We start from the raw sequence: 20,524 nt of genomic DNA, 5'->3' as shown, positions 1-20,524 counted from the left end.
AAAAATTAATTTCCTGTTTCAAATAAAGTATTTACAACTGTGTTTATGTTGGACATCATCTCCTTCCTCTCTTTTAAGCGATAACTTTCACCCTTTATACTAATTACCTGGCAGTGGTGCAGTATCCTGGCAAGAATTGCCGAGGCAATCGTGATATCTGAAAACACTTCATTCCATGATGAGAATGCTTTGTTTGAAGTAAAAATAGTTGTATTCTTTTCATATCTCTTGGCTATTAATTGAAAGAACAGGTTGGCACCCTATATATCCATAGGCAGGTATCCTATTTCATCAATAATCAGAACCTTATACTTTGCGTAGTTTTTTAATCTTTCCTGAAGCCTGTCTTCATAATGGGCTTTGTTCAGTTGCGTTATAAGGTTATGGCAATTGATATAGTATGTTGAATATCTGTGCTGTGCAGCTATCATTCCAAGAGAGACTGTAAGGTGTGTTTTACCAACTCCCGGTGTTCCTAAAAATACCACATTTTCTTTATTTTCAACAAAACGCATTGTGGCAAGCTCCATTATCTGTTCTTTGTTTATGCTTGGCTGAAAATCAAAATCGAATTGTTCCAGAGTTTTTCTGTAAGGAAAGCCGGACATTTTAATCTGATTCTCAACCGCCCGGTCTTTCTTTGTTTTTGCTTCTTCTGCTAACAGGTAATCCAGAATTTCAACAATATTTTTCTTGTCATGAATAGCCTTTTCAAGATAATTATCAAGAATAAGGGATGTGTTTTTCATGTTTAATATTTCAAGATTTTTCTTTATCCGTTCGTAAACAACTTCACTCACAGCATCATACCTCCCATCAGCTCATCATATTTCTTCAGAGAATGATTCGGGATACATAAGTCTACTAAATCCGGATTATTTAATAATGTATTTTCAATATCAAAGCCTGATTTCACAATCATGGATTTATAGTGTTCTTTGTTGACATTCAAAGTGTTTCTACTGTAAGATAGTTTATGCAAAGTGATTTGTTTACCCCCGAAATATGCTGCTAACATATGGTCGAGGACAATGACTGTCACATCCCTGCCAACGTATTCTGGTGGAACAGAATATTTATTACCGGCATAGCTGATGAGGCAGTCTTTTTCAACTCTTCTTAAATTTATCTTATCAATAATGTATTCTCTCTTTATATGGAAGAAGATTTTCTTCTGTCAGCCGGTCTATCGGTCGCTCATTTGTTGTTCCATGGATTTTGGCGTTGATTTTATTACACCCTGCGTGTGCCTGACTGTTTAAATCTGCAAGGGAGCTATATTTAATTCCCACCATAAAATTTTCCCTGACATACCGGACTGTTCTTTCCACCTTGCCTTTTGTCTGCCCTCTGTACGGGCGGCACAAAACAGGTTTATAACCATAAAATCCTGCAAAATCTTCAAACTACTTATTCAATTCACTTTCTGATTGTTTCATCATACATTTCACAACAACTTGCTTCATGTTGTCATATAAGATTTCTTCCGGATATCCTCCGAAGTACCTAAATGCATTGATATGGCATTTAATTAATGTTGTTGTACTCATGTCTGTTACAAACTCGATATATCGCATTCGTGAATAACCAAGAATCATCAGAAAACAGCATAATTTCTTATATTCTCCATTTTCTAAGATTTTATAATTTTCGAAAAATCCCCAGTCAACCTGCCCCTGTAATCCAGGCATTGTTTCAAATCTTACTGTTGCTTTTTCATTTAAATCAGCTTTTCTTGAAGCTACATACTGGCATACAATCGTATATTTGCAATCACATCCCTGTTCTACCAGTTTTTCATGAATACGTACTGCACTATAAGGAGCTTCTTCCAGCCACATATCTAGCAGGTGTTTATAAGGATTCAGTTTAGAAGGCTTTGATGCTGTAAGTGTATACACAGGTTTACTGTCAGACTCTGCATATTTTTTTGCAGTTCTTGGATCAATATAATGTTTTCGTGCTATTTCCGTATAGCTCAATCCTTTCTTGCGTTCATTTCTAATTTCCATCCATAAGTTTCCTTTCATTGTTTAATCACTCCTATAATGTATTTATAAGAGTGTATCACATCCTAAGATGTATCGAAAAAACTACATAATTTAAACGCCTTTTTCTTACATTTTAACACAGTCATTGACAGAGAAAAACAGTTAAGAGATATTCATATAATTTACAAAATGATAGTGGATAAATTAATGGAGTTGATGCCTAGTTTTGTAGTGGCAAATGCAGTGGTCCATTATGATGAAGCAAGTCCACATATGCACGTGGTAGGTGTGCCGGTCGAAAGAGGTTTTAAAAGAGGATTGGAGACGAAGGTTTCAAAGAGGTCGGTATTTACCCAGAAGACATTGTCAAATGTGTTGCAGGGAGGCTGAGGGAATTAGCTGAGTGCAGATTGGGTGTTTGGTATGAAATTAAAGGAGAAACAAAAAGGAAAGAATCATGACTTAACGGTTGCGGAGTACAAGGTTAAAAAAATGTTGGATAAGGCACTAGATTTTATGAAACAGTTTGTGATAGATGAAAGAAGTGTGTTGGATAGGTTTAAAGAGAAAGTTGATAAGGTTAGGGATGAGAGAAGAAGATAAATTATAGGGAAATTATGTAAAAAGAAAAGAGGTGCTAATAAGAAAAGAGAACCTATGTTCGTGAAAACACTTGCAATTATTCAGATAAATAAATATAATATTTTATATAATAAGGAGGCGGAAATGGACTATTTTACAACTATAGAAATGTCAAAAGAGTGGGGGATATCGTCAAGAAGAATAGCCTTGTTGTGTGAACAAAATCGCGTGGAGGGCGCTGTCAAAAAAGGAAAAACGTGGCTTATTCCTTATGGAACAATGAAGCCTCAGGATGCAAGAAAAAATAAACATAGTGAAGCAAAGGAATAGTTAAATGAGAACAATGTTATTGAGCTTTAAACCCGAAGTGTTTGACAGGGTTGTATCTGGCCAAAAGATATTTGAACATAGGAGCGTATTTCCAAATGAGGATGTGATAGCATATTTGTATGTTAGTAGTCCGGTACAAGCTATAAAGGGAGTAATGCTTTTAACTAATAAAGTAAACCTGATAGATTGGAAAGAACAGTATAAGAATGATATTGAAGTAATAAAACGTATAGACAAATATCTAAAAGACTATAAGTGTGTTATGCAAATATCTAGGTTTCAAAATACAACATCAATTTCATTAGATAGATTAAGAAAAGAAAGAGACCGTTTTATTGTACCCCAAATGTATTATTATTTAGATGGTACAGACTTGCTGAAATATATACAAGACAATATAGAGTATATTGGGGAACCAATAGAACATGATTTTTCTTGTATAAGTTCAGAACAAATTTGCGTATTATAGTAGGACATGGTGAAGAAGATGAGTAATAAATTAAAATTTATAGATTTGTTTGCAGGCATTGGAGGATTCCGATTAGGAATGGAAAGAAATGGATTTGAATGTGTATATAGCTGTGAAATAGACGATCATGCTTGTGAAGTATATGAGAGCAATTATGGTGTTAATCCAAAAGGAGATATAACAGAATTAAATCCAAAAGAATTACCAGAGTTTGATGTGTTATGTGCTGGCTTTCCTTGCCAGACTTTTTCGATATGTGGAAAGCAAAAGGGATTCTATGACACTACAAGAGGAACTTTATTTTTTGATATATGTAGAATATTGGAAGAAAAGAAACCTAAAGCATTTATTCTTGAAAATGTTCAAAATTTAGAGAAACATGACAAGGGAAATACTTTATATGTGATGATGCAAGCGTTAAATGATTTAGGATATTCAGTAACATATAGGGTATTGAACGCTAAGGATTTTGGAGTTCCACAAAATAGAGAGAGAATACTTATTGTAGGAAATAGAGATGGCAAAGTATTTGACTTTGACAAATTGGAAACACATCCAGTAGACAGTATGAAACCTTTTTTGGATAGAGACGGTAATTTCGAATATTTAAAGCCAGAAGAATACACAATTCTTGATAGCTATAAAAAACAACCAAAATCCGGACTTGTTTTTATTGGATATAGAAATAAAAAAATTAGAACTGTCGGTGTTAGACCTGGAACGGAGCATTTATCGAGAGTTCATAAACAACCAAACAGAATATATTCATCAGATGGTGTTCATCCAACGATTGCATCTCAGGAACAGAGTGGACGATATTGGATATATGATGAAGGAAGAGTAAGAAAACTTACGATAAATGAGTGTTATAAATTCATGGGCTTCCCAAAGAATTTTAAAAAGCCGGGATTAGTTTCAAAATTATATGAACGTGTAGGAAACAGTATATGCGTAAATATGGTAGATGCAGTATCAAAGGAATTAAAATATCAATTTTTTAAAGTGAAGGGAGATGGAGATATGAAACAAGTGAATCCAACAGTATTTTTGGAAGATACATACAAAGAAGCATTACAACGTGATAGTGTTGAAAATGTGGGATTAAACGCTGAACAACTAGGATGGGTTACAAGTGTTTATATGAAGGAAGAAACTTTTAAAGGAGTATTTACAGTACTTGTTACCAGCTTAACTTATAAGTGTTTGCATCCAGAGCAAGATGTTAGATATCATCAGGCTAATATGGATGGTGGATATAGCGGACGTAGTTTTGACACAAAGTATGTCACACCATTTATGAAAATAAAACAATTTCCAGGAGCGATGAAGGAATCTGGTTGGTTGACAAGAAGTCTGGAACAAAATATACCATATAACTTAGAATTTCCAGGGAAAATTCAAAACAAAGAAGTAAAGAATGCATTTTTAGCTATTTTAGATGATGTATGTGTAAAGGGTGCAAACTCATATAAATATTTGCTTGCACTTTTTAAGGGAAGCATTACCGAAAAGGCAAAAAAGGTAGTTACATTAATTAATCCGATAGAGTCTGAATCTATATTAACTATCGATACAATTATGAAGTATCTAACAGCACATTTTTATCATCCATACAAAAGTAGAGGTGCTTCGATTTTGCCTGTCATAGCACTATATAGTGTATATGAGTGTATGATTTCTCAAATGGGAAGATATAGTGACAAGGTATTAGAACCCTTAGGTTCACATAATAGTTGCGATAGAAGTAGTGGAGCAGCGGGAGATATTGTTATAAGAAATTTGGATGGTAGTTTGTACGAGGTAGTAGAAATTAAGTTTGAAATTCCTGTTACAGGAATTATGGTTTTGGATGCATACAAAAAAATAAAACCAACTACAATTCAGAGATACTACATATTAAGTACAAGTTCAATGGATGAGGAAGAGAAGCATAATATTAGAATGCTAGCATATCAAATTAAAAGTGAACATGGATGCCAGGTGATTACTAATGGAGTATTTTCTACTTTGGCTTATTATCTTAGATTATTAGATAATACAGATGATTTCATTAATGCATATATAAAAAATTTGGAAGCAGATTCTGAACTGAATTATGAACATAAAATTGCATGGAATACAATTATGAAAGAAGGAAATGAAGAATAACATAATAATTTGCATTTGTGTAGAACTAAGAATTTATCACAGATTGGATATATCAAAATGAAAAGAAAAATTATTGTTGTGCTTAGTGCAGTGTTAGCAGTTGTTATCATAATGCCGCTATTACTTGATAAGTTTATATTTGGAAATGGATACAAAAGCAATATTTCAAATTCAGATTGGGCGAGTTTTCTTGGGGCCTATATTGGATCAATTATAGGTGCGATAGCAACATTAGTAGGTATTGTTATTACTATTTTGTATACTGGTAAACAGAATAAGATTGATAGGCAACTTCAATTTTCTCCCTACTTAGCAGCGACATTTAAAAAGGTGAATACTCCATTAAATACTAATGGAGGTACTATACAGGCGGTTATAAACGAAAGTGGACCTTTGAATTTATACGCCTGTTTATCTTTAAAAAATGTGGGACTGGGACCAATAACATATTGGAAAGTAAAAAGTTCGTATTATAATCCGCAAGATACAAATGGTACTAACGCGATAGAACAAGGAAAATGTTTAAATTTAGGAATTGAGATTGCCGCTTATGTGGGACTTGTGCCAGGTGTAAAAACGAAAAAGGAAAATAATTGGTGGAGTACAGAACCTAAGCTTGATAAGATGGGATATACAGATATACCATTGACTGTTTTTTATAAGGATGTTATAGGAACTACATATAGCCAAGATATTAAACTTCAAGTAGATACGTATTCTTACATAAGTGAAAAAGGAGCAGGATATATCTCGGAATTAAAATTTAAATGTATAGGATTGAGACAGATAGAAAAAAACAAATGGCAAGACAGTATTGATATATAAATGTTAAGTTAGAGTACATGATAGGAAAAGTAATAATGAATAAAGAAAAAATATTTAGATTAGCTGTTGTTTTAGGAGATAGTTCTGCTAAAAATTTCACAACTAATTTAAGGAAAATAATTAAATTAGTTTTGTTTGATTCTTATGGGACCCCATTAAAAATAAATGAAATTATTGATGCTTTAAATGAAATATATACTCATGAATTTTCATATGATGAAATAAAGGATGCGTTAAAAAAAGAAAGAGGGATTGTAGTATATGAAGAACAAGATCAACTACTCAATAAATATACGATAAATCCTAAAGAATATGAAAAGATGAAAGATTCTGAACGCATAAATATTAACGAATATATCAAACTTTTTCTTGAGGAAAAGGAATCAAAGTATGGATTTGAAGAATTAAAGATTTGATATATAGATTCTTATATAATACGTTTAATGCGGAAAAGAATACAGTATTAGAGTTAATGAACTATTGTGATTCAAAAACTGTTGATAGTGTGATTGATACAAAATTTGATCCCGATCAATCGAGAGTAATAAATGATTTTTTGAATTGGGATTATAAACCGAAAAACGAGTTCATACTTAATTTAATTGCTTCATGTTTTGAATATTGTATGTTGACAGTTAAAAAGAATACAAGTTCTTTTGCGCAAATTTTTAATGGAAAAGAATTTTATTTGGATTCAAATGTCATTTTTAGATTGGCAGTTTTTAATAATGAAGAAAGAAAAAATGTAATGAACGCATTTATTAAAAAATGTACAAGCGCAGGGATTAAAATATGTTATACAAATCATACAGCAGTTGAAATAACAAATACGATTAAGTATCATGTTAATTTGTTAAAAAAGGCCTTAGGGCAAAATAAACCATTATCTGTGAAGGCAATGAGAATAATGGGTTCAAAGTATGCAAATTTAGATTTTTATGAGCAATATACAATATGGTGTGGAATGCCAGGAAACTATGCAGGCGAATTCGAAGAATTTAGAATATATTTAGAAAAAGAAGTAAATAAGATTTTAAGACCGTTTAAGAAGACTGTTGTAAATAAGGATTACGAAGGGGATTCTAGATGTGGTTTTAATGAACTTGTTGCAGATTTTTCTAAATATAAGGAAGAACATTACAGAAATACATATATTAGTGCAATAAAAATAGATATAAACAACTATTTATATATGGTGGATAAGAATGATAAAGGGCAAGCATCTAATTTTATGGATCTGAAATATTATTTCATAACAGCGGACCATTGTTTGACAGATTGGGCGATGGAAAAAAGATCTGGAACAATACCTATTTTTGTTTTGCCGAGTGTATGGTATTCAATTTTACTGAAATATAAAGGAAGAACTTCGGATGATTACAAAGCCTTTTGTCAATTCCTAAACATAAGAATTGCTCCGGAGAAGGATAAGCTGAAAGATGTTAAAGAAAGAATCTTTCCTTATATTATGAATTTAAATGAGGAAAATGAAATAAAAGAAGAAATAATATATGATATAGAAAGAAAGTTGAGCGAAACAAATGCAGTAGATGAAAACATAGAGGGAATTGTAGAGGAATCTCATAAAACTATTTTAGAAAGTAGGATTGCAGCAATCGAGAGTAAACATAATGATGAAATAGAATTGTTAAAACAAAAAATAGAATTTATGCAAAATGTAAGCGATGGAAACGAGGAATTCTCGAAAGGACAAGAAGATATAATAGATAAGCAGGCTAAAAAAATTGTGAGAAGAAGAAAAATAATTAGTTGCATATGTTTTTCATTGTTTATAGTAGGGATAATAATTATAGCTTCGTTATGTATTATAAAATATGTAACTAAGGATTGTGAGGAAATTAATGGATTTGTAAAATGGTGCAATGATAATCAAGGAATTATTAGCATACTTATAGTTGTAATAGAAATTATAGGAGCCAGCATAAAAGCTAAAACAGAGAAAATGGATATGTTTTCACTAGATATTGAAATAGTAAAAAAATGGCTAAGGGATAAGTATAAGATTGATTGATACAGTTGTGTGTATACAAAGTCTTAAAATGACGGAGAGTATCTTAACATAATAACTGGCTCCATTTTGGCTCCATAAAATCACATCGACACAAAAAATATCAATAATACAAAGATAAAACAGACCAAAATACACAAATGTGTACTAAAATCAACTATGATTGCATTTACTATAAATGAATTTGAATAATTAAATTTCTATATAGGATATATTATATGGCAGGTAGTCTATGAGATTGCCTGCCATACTTATATTATCTACATTTTTTAGTTTATATCAATTTCCGTTATCAGCATAATGGATTAAAACTGTTAGACACAATTTGCCTGTATCTTTAGTTAGACGCATGATATAATAAAAACATCTTAGTAGAAATAAATGTGAGGATGTACCATGAAGGATAGCAAATTATTGGATAAAGTTATTAGATACTATTTGGATTCGAGTAGTTTTAATGGTTTACCTATTTATGAAATAGAAGATTATGATGTAAATGAAATGATAGAATTAATTAATGACGGGTTTGTGGAAGCAATTTCCGAGGTTGATGTGTTGAATCCTCATATCAAAGGATTTGATATAGGGTTATCAAAGGAACATCAAATAGCAAATGCAAGAAATACCGATAGACATACATGTTTTTATCCAACAGATCAGGCATTAGAGGGAGTCGAAATTGATTATCAGAAACCATATACAGTCCTTTTGCAAAGAGGCAAGGAACAGTTTGAAGTCATTTTTTTTGATATAGAAATATTAGAAAGATACATTAATAATCCAAAGTTCTTAGTCATGGATAATGGGTATAGAGGTACCATATGCATTAAAGATGAATTTTATGAAGAAGGTTCTCCGAATGAATATATTAAGGATTATGGTATGGCATATATAGAAGGCGAAAAACTAAATAGAGCAATAGGAGTTTTTGTAATAGATTTAGCTAAATTATCTCCCAAAATTCAAATGCTTTGGAAAGGATTTGAGTTAGAAAACCAAAATAATTGCAAAGTTAGTGCGGGATTTATTAAAAATTTGCTTATGGGAGAATGGGTCACCCAATATTGGATATTTCACGCTCTTTTAGAGGAAATGCAAGTGATAAATAATCTTTGTGAAGCAATGAGTATTCCTAAATTATTTTCACATACATATGGAATACAAGATACAGATATGCCGGAGGGATATAGGAATATACTATTACCAACAATGAAGAATTATTATGATTTTGTGTTAGTGTTAGAAAAGTTGGTAGTACATAACATTTCGATAAAAACATTTCAAAAAGATTCTGTATTTATAAAAGGAATAGAACGAAAAGATGAGGAAGGTAAAGATAAGGGCAGTATAGTAATGTTCAAAGAGTGGCTTCTTAAAAATGTTAAAGCTAATTTTGATGTAGATGAAGTTATAATTAAACCTATTAGGCAGATAAGAAAGATTAGGCAGGTTCCTGCACATGAATTAACTAATAATAGTTACAATGTCGATGTATATGAGAAGCAGAAGGAATTGATGATAGAGATATATGGTTCGGTTAGGGCAATAAGAATTTTATTTAAGGGACATCCGCTTACAAAAGATGTGAAGATTCCAGATTATTTAGAAGATGGAAAGGATATTGTATTTTACTAATACATGTATTAAGGTATTTATAAATAATAGCAACAGTTTGATAATAGAAAATCAGTAAGATAAAGTAAATGATGCAATTGAAATAAGAAAATTTGCAAGGTTTCTATTGTAAAACATATATTGGGAATGTTACTCATATAAAAAACGTATTCGGGAAATAGCATGAGAGGGGTGAAGAGACACAATGAAGAATATGAAAATAGATGCTAACGGAACAGAAATCAGAGTAATTGGAGAGGTTGTTAATGAGGAAGCTTATATTTCGAAGACAGATATTGCTAAATATAAAAATCCTGATAATGCGTTTATCGTGGTGGCAAACTGGATGCGTAACCATTCCATGATTTCGTTTTTGGGCTTGTGGGACCAAATCCATAATTCCAATTTTAAACCTATCGAATTCGATAGGTTTAAAACAGAGTCGGGGATAATGCGTTTACATTGACACCGTAACAATGGATAAAAGCAACAAATGCAATCGGTATCATATCAAAATCAGGACGGTATGGCGGCACTTATGCTCATACAGATATTGCTTTTGAGTTTGCTTCGTGGATTTCTCCAGAATTTAAACTCTATATTATTAAAGATTATTAGCGATTAAAGAAAGATGAAGCAAATCGGTTAGCGATTGGATGGGATGTAGAGAGAGAACTTTCAAAAATAAACTATCGTATTCATACAGATGCGATAAAGGAATTCCTGATAATACCGATATTATTTCCGCAGGAGATAGCATATGCATATGCTTCTGAAGCGGATATTTTGAATATGGCGTTATTGGGGAAAACAGCGGTACAGTGGAGAAATGAGAAAGGAATAAGCGGGAAAACTCCTAATATCAGAGATTTTGCTTTGGCGGAAGAATTGGTTGTGCTTATCAATCTGGAAGATACGAATGCTGATTTGATGAGACGGGAAGTGCCAAAAATCGAGAGGCTGAAAATATTGAGAGAAAAAGCATATAGACAACTTAAAATTCTAAAAAGGAATCTGGATGCTATTGAAGCGTTGCGAAAAAATCTAATTGAAGATATATAAAAAGGATAAGGAGAGAATATGAATACAGATAGACATACACCAGTAGTTTTTGTTAGTTCTACTTGCTATGACCTAAAACAGGTTCGAGAAGACTTAAAAGAATTTTTTGAAACTAATTACGGTTTTCAAACTATGCTGTCCGAGTTTGACTCGTTTCCTATTGATCCATGTATTGGGACTTTTGAAAATTGCTTGAGTAATGTTGATAAATCAGCGGATATTTTTATACTTATTGTTGGAACTAGATATGGATATGTGACGGAGAGTGGAAAATCTATTACGAATTTAGAATATTTACATGCAAAAGCTAAAGGGATTCCGGTATTTGTGTTTGTGGATAAGCAGTTATATAGCCAATTAAAAATATGGGAAGTCAATAAAGATGGGAATTTTTCGACTGTTGTGGACAATCCTCAGCTATTTGAATTTGTTTCGGAAATTTATAGTGAATCAAAACAATGGATTTATACGTATGAATCTGTGCGAGACATAACCACTACGATGAGACATCAATTAAGTTTGATATTTTCTGATGGATTGAGATATAAAAAAATATCACATACTCTGGAACCACATATTTTAGACAGTAATATTTCTGCAGAAGCGTTACGTGTTTTAATTGAAAAGCCATATGCATGGGAGTATAAATTTCTTGCTTATGTGATGAAAGACGAGTTTGACAAATTACAGAAACATAGATGGGATTTTAAGTATGGTTTATTTGCGACACATATAATTGAAATGAGTCCTGATGAACTATTAGAGAATGTTTCTGTAAAACTGAATGAAATTGTCAAATTAAACGGAATTTTGTGTACACTTTTGAATTCTGCAATTCAAGATGCGATTGGGGAAGCGGGAGTACCGAGTGATTTGGAAATGATAGTATATGTTTCAAAGCAGTTTGCTTCACTTTATGAAAGGATAGTTGCATGGGCGTTATATTTTAAAACAATACATACGAATGAAGTGTTTAAACAACTACTTAAATTGTTATATGAACTTCCGAAGTCGTTACTTACCCAAATGGATAATTTTGTAAATAGGTTATATGTTGAGATTGCAAATTTGCCAGATATAGAAGATGATGTTAGGCGTGAAATCAAATTATCATGTGTTTTAGATGAAGCAAATACGAGAGCTATTAATGAAGAAATCGAAAGACTTCATGAGTTGTTATGTTGATATAGATATTTTCTTAATAATGGAATGTTGATTTCACAAATAGAATCGTTTATAATCAATACCAAATATATAGTTATTATCATCTGCAGTTATAGAGCGAGTGTTATCAACACTGATAACAAAATGATAATATTAGCCCATATAGGCAGGATAATATGGATATATCAAATAATCTAAAAACGATAAACACGACAATAAATAATTTCTAAATAAAATTGGTTACTAATTGTCGAGTTCGAATAAGCTACAAGCCATGCAAGGCTGAAAAAAGGAAAGCTCCCGAGGACATTTATGTACTCGGGAGCTTTTCTTTTTTCAGCCTTATACGGCGCAAGCCGTCAGTAAGATGGAGCGAAGCGAAATTGAACTGAGCATGGTGAGGGAAAACTTATATTTTATTTTTTATGGATTTTGATATAATTATTTTAGCAAAAGTTTTTATGGATTGTAAACGGATAAAAATTAATAATTGAAATACAAGAAAGGACAATTTTCATGAGCGAAGAACTACAAATAAGAAATAGTGCCGTTGATTTCTTGGTGTTTACTTGTGATGCAGGGGGGATATAGAATAGAGGCCAGAGTGTAGAATAATGATGTATGGCTGATACAAAAAGCTATTTCATAGCTTTTTATGTAGACAGAAGCGTTGTTACGAAGCATTTAAAGAATATTTTTGAAGAAAAAGAATTGGATGAAAATTTAACTTGTGCAAATTTTGCACGAGTTGCTGATAACGGAAAAACATACCAATATAAGTTTTAATTACTGGCAGCTATCGTTGCAGTTGGATATCGTATTAATTTTGAGAAAGCAATTTAGTTTAGAGTGCGGGCAACAAAGGTACTTGACACATTTACAAAGCAGGCCATGTATTAGATAAAAACCGTCTAATTAATGGGCAGATTTTTGACGAGGATTATTTTGAACACCTGGTTGCTGAAATTCAGAAAATCAAATCAAATGAACGAAGATTTTGTCAAAAAAATACAGATATATATGCAACAGCAGTTGATTATGATAAGAATTCACAGGTGACAAGAGATTTTTATGCAATGGTTCAAAAGTTCAAAATAAAGGTAAGGATATGAAAGGGATAAAAAGTAATATAAGTAAAATTATAATAGGAAGCATATTGTGTGCTTTGATTTATGTATTCGCTAATGTAATAACAATATGCAACTATAGTAAGGTATATAGTGAAAAAATGTGTGATGTGGCTATTGTTTTGGGAGCAGCATGTTCAAATGATGAAGTTTCCGAAGTATATAAACAACGTTTAAATCATGCAATAAATTTATATAATAGTAGAAAAGTAAATATTATTATTACTACAGGTGGAATTGGTGAAGGCAATTCGATTGCTGATGCAACAGTGGCAAAAGAATATTTAATCAAATGCGGAGTACCGGAAGAGATAATTTTAGAAGAAACAACATCAACAATTACGCAAGAGAATTTAGAAAACGCAAAGGAGTTGATGGATAGTAGAAAACTAAAATCTGCATTGATTGTAAGTGATCCGCTACATATGAAGAGGGCAATGTTGCTTTCAAAAGATGTTGGTATAGATTCTTTACCATCGCCAACTGATACAAGTGCATACAAAACATTAAAATCAAAGATTCCTTTTGTAGCAAGAGAAACATTCTTTTACATAGGATATAAGTGGTATAGAGTATTTATTAAGTAGATTGAATTTTAAAGAGCAGATTCTAAAAAAATAGGCAAAGTCGAAAATGTTTGATGAATTTGTCTATTTGGTAAATTCCTGTTTGTAAAAGATGTTGAAACAGCTTACAATAGTGATGAATAATGACAATAGAATGACAATACTTTTACCCAAAAGTATATGAAAATAAATCAAAACAGTACAGAAATGAACTGATAAACATAACAGATACCCTATCTTATAAAGGAGTAAACTTTTGAGGATAGGAGTTTGAATAATTTCGTGACTTGCGTAAGTGCTTTGTTTATGCATATTTCAAACAAATTTGTTTAAGTAGTGGCAACGGATTGGCGACACTTTTTCGAAGTTAGCCATGACCTTGTCAAGACGTAAATTCAATAAAATTAAAAAAGTTTTGGTATTCAGAACAGTTAAGAAAATCAAATTTTGTGGATTATATGTTATAGTAGCTCTAATTCTTCTTCGCCAATTTCTTTTTTGCAAACTCTATTGTTTCTTGTGTTAAATCACCTGGAAGAGAAAGATAAATTTGCTTATCGGATTTGTCCCATAAAGGACTTTCTAAAATGTATATAATGGAATCAATATATTCTTCCTGAATTTTTGCAGAAGCTTTTATCTTCTTTGTAAAAAAATGTAAAAACATATAAAAATCCTTTCGTGTGTGCTATGATGTAAATAATATAGCACATATTAAAATGTATGTCACATTGGAGATAAAAATGGGTATTATTGTATGTATTGACAAGGAAAAACTAGAAAAAGAAATTATGGAATTTTGTTATGAGTATGTAAACTTAGTGTATACTCCAAGATTTATAACAGAAAGAGATGCAGCTCATTGGATAAAAAAGTATGAGGGATTGTATGAAGAGTTGTGTGGATTTAATAATCTTGATAGTATAAAACGTCAAGTATCAATTTCAGAAGAAAAAATAGACTTCTTTATAAAGAAAATGAGTTTATTAAAGGATGAAGTTGAATGGCATAATGAAAGATATGTTGAAATGCAGATGGAGATAGAGAAGTTATATCTTGATGACATTTTAAAAAGCATAGATTCCCACATAAGTTTAGACAAAGAACAGAGAAAAGTTGTTTTAAATGATTCGGATGCAGCATTAGTCGTTGCAGGAGCTGGGGCAGGAAAGACAACAACCATGGCTGCTAAAGTAAAATATCTGGTTGAAAAACAGAATGTAAATCCAGATGAGATTATTGTTATTTCATTCACAAATAAAGCTGTAGATGAATTGAAAGATAAGATTCAAAAACAGTTGGGGATACCTGCAAAGGTAACTACTTTTCATTCTTTTGGAAATGAAATTATTCGCAATTCTATACAAGATTATCCGGAAATTGAGAATTATAAAAGAAAATATTTTATAGATATATTGAAAAATCGAATATATGAGAATCGATTGTTGTTGAGGAATGTTTTGTTATTCTTTGGTTACTATATGGATATTCCGGAGGAAGCATTGGATTATAACAGTTTGGCACAATATCATGAACAGAAATGTGCCAAGGATTTTGAGACAATGAAGAGTGTTGTGCAGGAATATTCAAACAAAGTTATTGATAGTCTTACAAAGAAAACAAGAACAATTAAAGGGGAGTTTTTGCGTTCTACACAAGAGGTTCAGATTGCAAATTTCTTATATTTGCATAATTTAGAATATTACTATGAAAAAGAATATGAATTTGATATTCTTAATGCCAAAAAGAAATATACACCGGATTTTTTTATAAAACAGGATGGAAAAGAACTATATTTGGAGCATTTTGGTATTCATGAAGATGGAACTTCAACACGGTTTACACAGGAGGAATTGGATAAATATAAGAGAAGTATAGAGGATAAGATTAGACTTCACAAACAATATGGGACAAAGTTAGAATATACATTTGCGAGTTATAATGATGGGAGAAGTCTTTTAGAGCATTTGGAAGCAATTCTGTTAAAAAATGGGTTTAAATTAGAAGAAAAAAATGACGAAGAGGTCTATCGCCAGCTTACAAAAGTGGAAAGTGATAAATATATTTATCGTTTTGCAATATTCATGGAAGTTTTTATCAGTCGATTTAAGACAAACGGATATGAAGAAGGAGATTTTGAAGTATTAAAAGAAAAAACAGATAACGTGAGAAATCGCCTGTTCTTAGATATTGCAAAAGATGTATATAATCAATATCAGGCTATGTTGGTTCAAAATCGAAAAATAGATTTTGAAGATATGATTAATAAAGCTGAAAAATTACTCGGTACATATAAAGAAGATATAGAGTTAGGTTATAAATATGTCATTATTGATGAATATCAGGATATTGCACGACAGCGTTTTAATTTAACAAAGAGATTGGCAGAAATTTGCAAAGCGAAAGTAATTGCGGTAGGCGATGATTGGCAGTCTATATATGCTTTTTCCGGGTCGGATATTTCACTGTTTACAAACTTTTTGGACCTAATGGGATATGGTAAATTATTAAAAATTACGAAAACATACAGAAATTCACAAGAGTTAATTGATATCGCAGGTACTTTTGTACAAGAGAATGGAAGTCAGATAAAAAAACAGCTGCAATCTCCGAAGCATATCGAAAATCCTATTATAATTAAAACTTATGATGATTCACAGAATATTATGAGGAATAAGACAAAGGCATTAATAGATGTATTGAAACAGATTGAAATAGAGTTTGGAGAAGATGCAGAAGTATTGTTAATTAGCCGTTATGGATTTGAAATTAATCAATATTGTAAAACAGGCGAATTTTTACAATATCAAAATAGTAAGACAAAAGTGATATGTAAACAATGTCCCAAAATGAAATTACATTATATGACGGCTCACAAGTCGAAAGGCTTAGGTTTTGATAATGTAGTTATTTTAAATGGTGCAGAAGGTAAGTTTGGTTTTCCGTCGCAAATTGAAGACGACCCAATTATGAAATTAGTTACAGTTGATGATAAGACTCTGCCTTTTGCAGAAGAAAGACGTTTATTTTATGTAGCCCTTACAAGGACAAAAAATAGGACGTTTATATTAACACCTGAAAACAGACCATCACGTTTTGTGATGGAATTGGTGGAACATTTTAATTTGCCTGTTGCACAGAAATTGCATTATCAGGCGTATGTAGGAAATACATTGAGAGTTAAATGTCCTGAGTGCGGATATCCATTAAAAAAAGAGTATAATCAAAATTATGGATTAACATTATTTATGTGTACAAATGAACCTGAAATATGTGATTTCATGTCTAATAATGGAACTTATTTAGGAAATATTCATAAATGTAAGTGTTGTAAAAGCGGCTATATGATTGTGAAGGCAAATAATAAAACAGGACAGCACTTCTTTGGATGTACTAATTACAATATGCAGGGAATTAAATGTAAAAATTCAGAACAGTTAGTATAACTCATGGTATGAAGATTTAAGGTAATATATGAAGAGTATGTTAAAAATTAGATAATAAAATATAAGGAGTTTGATAAATGAAAGAGAAGAAAAGTATGAGTTCAAAAAATGGGGTTATATACATACTTACAAACCCATCATTTCCTGAGTATGTTAAAATTGGTTATGCAACAAGCATAGAACAAAGATTAAAGCAGTTAAATCGTAGTGAAACAATACCTTTTGCGTTTCGGGTTTATGCTACATATGAAACGTCAAAAGCCTTGACCGACAAAAAACTGCATGAACTTATAGATAATCTTAATCCAGAATTGAGGGCTATTGAAACTTTTGATGGAAAGCAGCGCACAAAAGAATTTTATAACATGAAACCCGAACAGGCATATCAAATTCTTGAGTGTATTGCAACTATATCTGGAACTAAGGATAAACTCAAGAGAATGAAGCCGGAAGGTCATGAAATTCTTGATGAAGAAATTGCAGAAGAAAACAGAAAAGCTTCAAGAAGACCACCATTTAAATTTTCTATGGTAGGACTGAAACCAGGAGATGAAATTATTTATAAGGATGGAGAAACCAAGGCAACGGTTGTTGATGATTCAAAGATATTGTTTCATGGTGAAACCGTGTCATTGTCCAGAGCGGTTTCGTTAATATATGGAGATGTTGAGTGGGAACATTCATACTGTGGACCTGAATATTGGTATTATAAAGGTAGAAAATTATCGGAATTGAGAAGTGAGGAAGAAAATAATCAATTCAAACCGATAATAATAGATTGAAAAAAATAAGAAAAGAATTTAGTTTAATTCCCATATCCCCAGATTAGATAAAACTGATTTGGTGATTTGGGTTGCCTTACTTCCGGTAGTATTGAATTTCCCCTGAATATTTGTAGCAAAATAATATACATGGTTGGATTTTTCAATATATCCGACAAACCATCCATTTACATCCTGACTATCTATCCGACCTGTTCCGGTTTTACCATATAAAGAAAAGTTTTCTGTAGAAGATAAGTAAATTGAATTTTTCACAGCAGTAACGTTTTCAACGGAAAAACCGAAATCATTGTGATAAAGTTTCCTTAAAAGTTCGACTTGCTCAATGGCTGAAATTTTAAGAGAAGAATCATTCCAGTACATTTCTAAATTATTGCCAATTGTTCTATTTCCGTATCCAATTTTATCAAAGAATGATTTTACAGTATTATAACCGCATTTTTTGTCTATTAACTGAAAATACCAGTTAACCGAATTAGTCATAGCAGACTTTAAATCCTGATTATTCTCCCAGGCATTGAAAGCGTAACTTTTCCCGTCCCAATTTATAAGAGAATTATCCGGTGTAATTATACCGTGTTCCAGCCCCAGAAGTGCATCGTATATTTTATATGTAGAATTTGGCATAATGCGTTTAACGGCATGTTTTTTGTTGTATATTTTCCATTGGTCCGAAGATTCATCATATAAAACAAAACATCCCTCGTAATCGCCAAAGGCTGAAGGCAGGTTTAATAAAGAAATTTTTTGTTCATTGACATTAAATTTATAATTATCTTGGTCAGTTGCGTAAATAGATAAAATGGGTGCCATTCCCAAGACAACAACTGAAATCAGAATATATATTACAATGCCTTTTACTTTTTGATATAAGGTTTTAGACTGATAACCTGTAATATTTGTAACTCGACGTGTCAGTTGTTTTATATTTCCACCAATTCCCGATGTAAAGGAAAAAGGAGAAAGTGCGATTTTTTCAGCAAAATTAATTAATGTATTTCCATATTTCTCATAGTCTGATGGGTCGAGCATCTGCAAGACGGAAGAATCACAGGCAATTTCTCGTTCTATCTGCAATTCCTTTAGAGCATACCGGACAATCGGATTAAACCAATATAGAATACCAAAAAGAATTGAAAAATAGTTCATAAGAGCATCTTTGTGGCGATAGTGTTGTAATTCGTGTAATAACATATATCGCATATCTGTTTTGCTTGTGGTAGATATTAAGTCAATCGGAAGATATATTTTAGGGCGGATAAAGCCAATGGTAACAGGAGACTTTAAGAAAAGGGTACTGTATATTGAAATCTGTCTTTTTATTTTCAATTCAGACAGACATTTATCGAAGATGTTTTGAACCTGCATGTTTTGAAGTGGGAGTGCAGATTTTTTTATTTTCAAAATATATGTCAGAGAGCGAATTACAAAAAGCAGCATAATAAATGCTCCCAGCAGCCATAAGGATAAAAGGAGTATATTTAAGAAAGATGGAGTTTTTGAACTTACAGAGATAGCATAATCATTGATGAAATCTAATGCGGTGGGGGATTCATCAGACCTGTTGTCTTGTGTGAGAATATTGGATGAGTGTGTTAATGTGTTGTTGAAAGAATTAAGTCGAGATAAACCTTGTGAAAATCCAATTAGACGCACAGGAAGAAAAGGAATAACAAGTAATATAAACAGTATTATCCAGAGGTTATACTGAATACGCTCTGATAAATGTTTTCTAAATATTCGTTTTGAGATTGTTATAATTCCGATAAGAAATGCGATAAAAATATTGCATATTAAAAATTGAATCCCAAAGGTTTGCAAATCATTTTCCTCCTTTTTTTGAACGCTTGGAAAGGAGACTGCGAAGCATATGGATTTCTTCCGTTGAAAGATTATCACTATCAAGGTAGGAGGAAAGCAATGCCGTAACATCCCCATTGAAATAGCGTTTCAGAAAAGAATTACTTTCCTGTTTAATATATTCGGCTTCTTTTACCAAAGGTGTATAAACAAAAATACGACTCTGTTTTTCATAAGTAAGTACCTGCTTTTGGACTAGTCGTTTTAACATTGTCTGTATTGTTTTTGGACTCCAATCAGTAGTTTTTGAAAGATGTTCGGTTACTTCGTTTGTGTTAACCGGAGCATATTTCCAAACGACTTTCATCACTTCAAATTCTGCCTCGGAAATCTGAGGTAATTTTTTCATAGTTATTTCTCCCAATCTTACAAATGTAATATATATTATAATTTTTCAATGAGGATAAGTCAAATGTTGTTTTAGATAAAAAAGATACTTGACATTTAAATATTACAAGTGTAAGATTTAAAAAACTGTTTGAGAAAATTATTTTTTTATGCTGCTAATTTAGAGCAGCGGATTGGAGAG

At 31.7% G+C, this 20,524-nt stretch carries 24 protein-coding genes and 1 pseudogene; 18 read left to right on the top strand and 7 right to left on the bottom strand.

What is annotated here, in order from left to right; genetic code table 11:
* Positions 1-5: 5 nt before the first annotated feature.
* From istB to istA, 4 genes and pseudogenes are all read right to left on the bottom strand, one after another.
* Positions 6-749 (bottom strand): annotated as a pseudogene (gene istB / locus Q5O86_RS04120) (IS21-like element helper ATPase IstB).
* A 47-nt stretch (positions 750-796) separates the two neighbouring features.
* On the bottom strand, positions 797-1,042 hold the full coding sequence (locus tag Q5O86_RS04115) for a transposase (RefSeq protein WP_302625880.1): 246 nt from the start codon (positions 1,040-1,042) through the stop codon (positions 797-799).
* A gap of 91 nt (positions 1,043-1,133) precedes the next feature.
* Positions 1,134-1,295 carry a hypothetical protein gene (locus Q5O86_RS04110; RefSeq protein ID WP_302625879.1) on the bottom strand — a complete coding sequence of 54 codons (162 nt, stop codon included), beginning with the start codon at positions 1,293-1,295 and terminating at the stop codon, positions 1,134-1,136.
* Between the two features lie 111 nt (positions 1,296-1,406).
* Positions 1,407-2,030: an IS21 family transposase gene (gene istA / locus Q5O86_RS04105; RefSeq protein WP_302625878.1), complete on the bottom strand. Its 624-nt coding sequence runs from the start codon at positions 2,028-2,030 to the stop codon at positions 1,407-1,409.
* Between the two features lie 150 nt (positions 2,031-2,180).
* Between istA and Q5O86_RS04100 the strand changes: the two genes are divergently transcribed.
* The 16 genes from Q5O86_RS04100 to Q5O86_RS04035 all read left to right on the top strand — a co-directional run bounded on the left by Q5O86_RS04100 (position 2,181) and on the right by Q5O86_RS04035 (position 13,928).
* Complete coding sequence (locus Q5O86_RS04100; RefSeq protein WP_302625877.1) at positions 2,181-2,381, top strand: plasmid recombination protein; 201 nt, start codon at positions 2,181-2,183, stop codon at positions 2,379-2,381.
* 33 nt (positions 2,382-2,414) lie between these two features.
* A complete protein-coding gene (locus tag Q5O86_RS04095; RefSeq protein WP_302625876.1) occupies positions 2,415-2,594 on the top strand; it encodes a hypothetical protein in 180 nt (59 codons plus the stop codon).
* A 123-nt stretch (positions 2,595-2,717) separates the two neighbouring features.
* Positions 2,718-2,903: a DNA-binding protein gene (locus Q5O86_RS04090; protein WP_302625875.1), complete on the top strand. Its 186-nt coding sequence runs from the start codon at positions 2,718-2,720 to the stop codon at positions 2,901-2,903.
* 4 nt (positions 2,904-2,907) lie between these two features.
* On the top strand, positions 2,908-3,372 hold the full coding sequence (locus Q5O86_RS04085; protein ID WP_302625874.1) for a hypothetical protein: 465 nt from the start codon (positions 2,908-2,910) through the stop codon (positions 3,370-3,372).
* An 18-nt stretch (positions 3,373-3,390) separates the two neighbouring features.
* Positions 3,391-5,520 carry a DNA (cytosine-5-)-methyltransferase gene (gene dcm, locus Q5O86_RS04080; protein ID WP_302625873.1) on the top strand — a complete coding sequence of 710 codons (2,130 nt, stop codon included), beginning with the start codon at positions 3,391-3,393 and terminating at the stop codon, positions 5,518-5,520.
* A 57-nt stretch (positions 5,521-5,577) separates the two neighbouring features.
* Positions 5,578-6,345 carry a hypothetical protein gene (locus Q5O86_RS04075; protein ID WP_302625872.1) on the top strand — a complete coding sequence of 256 codons (768 nt, stop codon included), beginning with the start codon at positions 5,578-5,580 and terminating at the stop codon, positions 6,343-6,345.
* A 35-nt stretch (positions 6,346-6,380) separates the two neighbouring features.
* On the top strand, positions 6,381-6,761 hold the full coding sequence (locus Q5O86_RS04070) for a hypothetical protein (RefSeq protein ID WP_302625871.1): 381 nt from the start codon (positions 6,381-6,383) through the stop codon (positions 6,759-6,761).
* Positions 6,762-6,817: 56 nt separating this feature from the next.
* Complete coding sequence (locus Q5O86_RS04065; protein WP_302625870.1) at positions 6,818-8,377, top strand: hypothetical protein; 1,560 nt, start codon at positions 6,818-6,820, stop codon at positions 8,375-8,377.
* A gap of 393 nt (positions 8,378-8,770) precedes the next feature.
* Positions 8,771-10,009 (top strand): AAA family ATPase, encoded by a 1,239-nt coding sequence (locus Q5O86_RS04060; RefSeq protein WP_302625869.1) that lies wholly within the window; start codon positions 8,771-8,773, stop codon positions 10,007-10,009.
* A 184-nt stretch (positions 10,010-10,193) separates the two neighbouring features.
* Positions 10,194-10,454 carry a hypothetical protein gene (locus tag Q5O86_RS10895; RefSeq protein ID WP_368074733.1) on the top strand — a complete coding sequence of 87 codons (261 nt, stop codon included), beginning with the start codon at positions 10,194-10,196 and terminating at the stop codon, positions 10,452-10,454.
* Positions 10,455-10,468: 14 nt separating this feature from the next.
* Positions 10,469-10,606, top strand: coding sequence for a KilA-N domain-containing protein (locus Q5O86_RS10890; RefSeq protein ID WP_368074737.1), 138 nt, complete (start codon positions 10,469-10,471; stop codon positions 10,604-10,606).
* 174 nt (positions 10,607-10,780) lie between these two features.
* Positions 10,781-11,050, top strand: coding sequence for a hypothetical protein (locus Q5O86_RS10885; RefSeq protein ID WP_368074732.1), 270 nt, complete (start codon positions 10,781-10,783; stop codon positions 11,048-11,050).
* 18 nt (positions 11,051-11,068) lie between these two features.
* Positions 11,069-12,235 carry a DUF4062 domain-containing protein gene (locus tag Q5O86_RS04050; RefSeq protein ID WP_302625868.1) on the top strand — a complete coding sequence of 389 codons (1,167 nt, stop codon included), beginning with the start codon at positions 11,069-11,071 and terminating at the stop codon, positions 12,233-12,235.
* Between the two features lie 600 nt (positions 12,236-12,835).
* Positions 12,836-13,000 (top strand): hypothetical protein, encoded by a 165-nt coding sequence (locus Q5O86_RS04045; protein WP_302625867.1) that lies wholly within the window; start codon positions 12,836-12,838, stop codon positions 12,998-13,000.
* Positions 13,001-13,089: 89 nt separating this feature from the next.
* On the top strand, positions 13,090-13,326 hold the full coding sequence (gene rhuM, locus Q5O86_RS04040; RefSeq protein ID WP_368074736.1) for a RhuM family protein: 237 nt from the start codon (positions 13,090-13,092) through the stop codon (positions 13,324-13,326).
* Entirely contained in the window at positions 13,323-13,928 is a 606-nt protein-coding gene (locus Q5O86_RS04035) for a YdcF family protein (protein ID WP_302625866.1), read from the top strand. Before rhuM ends, Q5O86_RS04035 begins: the two co-directional genes overlap by 4 nt.
* 451 nt (positions 13,929-14,379) lie before the next feature.
* Here the strand turns inward: Q5O86_RS04035 and Q5O86_RS04030 are convergent, their stop codons facing one another.
* On the bottom strand, positions 14,380-14,574 hold the full coding sequence (locus tag Q5O86_RS04030; RefSeq protein ID WP_302625865.1) for a hypothetical protein: 195 nt from the start codon (positions 14,572-14,574) through the stop codon (positions 14,380-14,382).
* Positions 14,575-14,650: 76 nt separating this feature from the next.
* On the opposite strand from Q5O86_RS04030, the gene Q5O86_RS04025 reads away from it, so the two are divergent.
* Both Q5O86_RS04025 and Q5O86_RS04020 read left to right on the top strand, forming a co-directional pair.
* Positions 14,651-17,353 (top strand): UvrD-helicase domain-containing protein, encoded by a 2,703-nt coding sequence (locus tag Q5O86_RS04025; protein ID WP_302625864.1) that lies wholly within the window; start codon positions 14,651-14,653, stop codon positions 17,351-17,353.
* A 77-nt stretch (positions 17,354-17,430) separates the two neighbouring features.
* On the top strand, positions 17,431-18,135 hold the full coding sequence (locus Q5O86_RS04020) for a GIY-YIG nuclease family protein (protein ID WP_302625863.1): 705 nt from the start codon (positions 17,431-17,433) through the stop codon (positions 18,133-18,135).
* A gap of 18 nt (positions 18,136-18,153) precedes the next feature.
* Here the strand turns inward: Q5O86_RS04020 and Q5O86_RS04015 are convergent, their stop codons facing one another.
* Together Q5O86_RS04015 and Q5O86_RS04010 are read right to left on the bottom strand one after the other, a co-directional pair.
* On the bottom strand, positions 18,154-20,067 hold the full coding sequence (locus Q5O86_RS04015; protein WP_368074735.1) for a BlaR1 family beta-lactam sensor/signal transducer: 1,914 nt from the start codon (positions 20,065-20,067) through the stop codon (positions 18,154-18,156).
* On the bottom strand, positions 19,958-20,344 hold the full coding sequence (locus Q5O86_RS04010; RefSeq protein WP_302625862.1) for a BlaI/MecI/CopY family transcriptional regulator: 387 nt from the start codon (positions 20,342-20,344) through the stop codon (positions 19,958-19,960). The genes Q5O86_RS04015 and Q5O86_RS04010 overlap by 110 nt, the downstream gene beginning before the upstream one ends.
* Positions 20,345-20,524 lie beyond the last annotated feature (180 nt).

It is taken from the genome of uncultured Eubacterium sp. (assembly GCF_937958975.1).
Lineage (GTDB): Bacteria > Bacillota > Clostridia > Lachnospirales > Lachnospiraceae > Eubacterium_G.
Note: the sequence above shows the minus strand (reverse complement) of the source record. Positions and strands in the feature narration are given on the sequence as shown.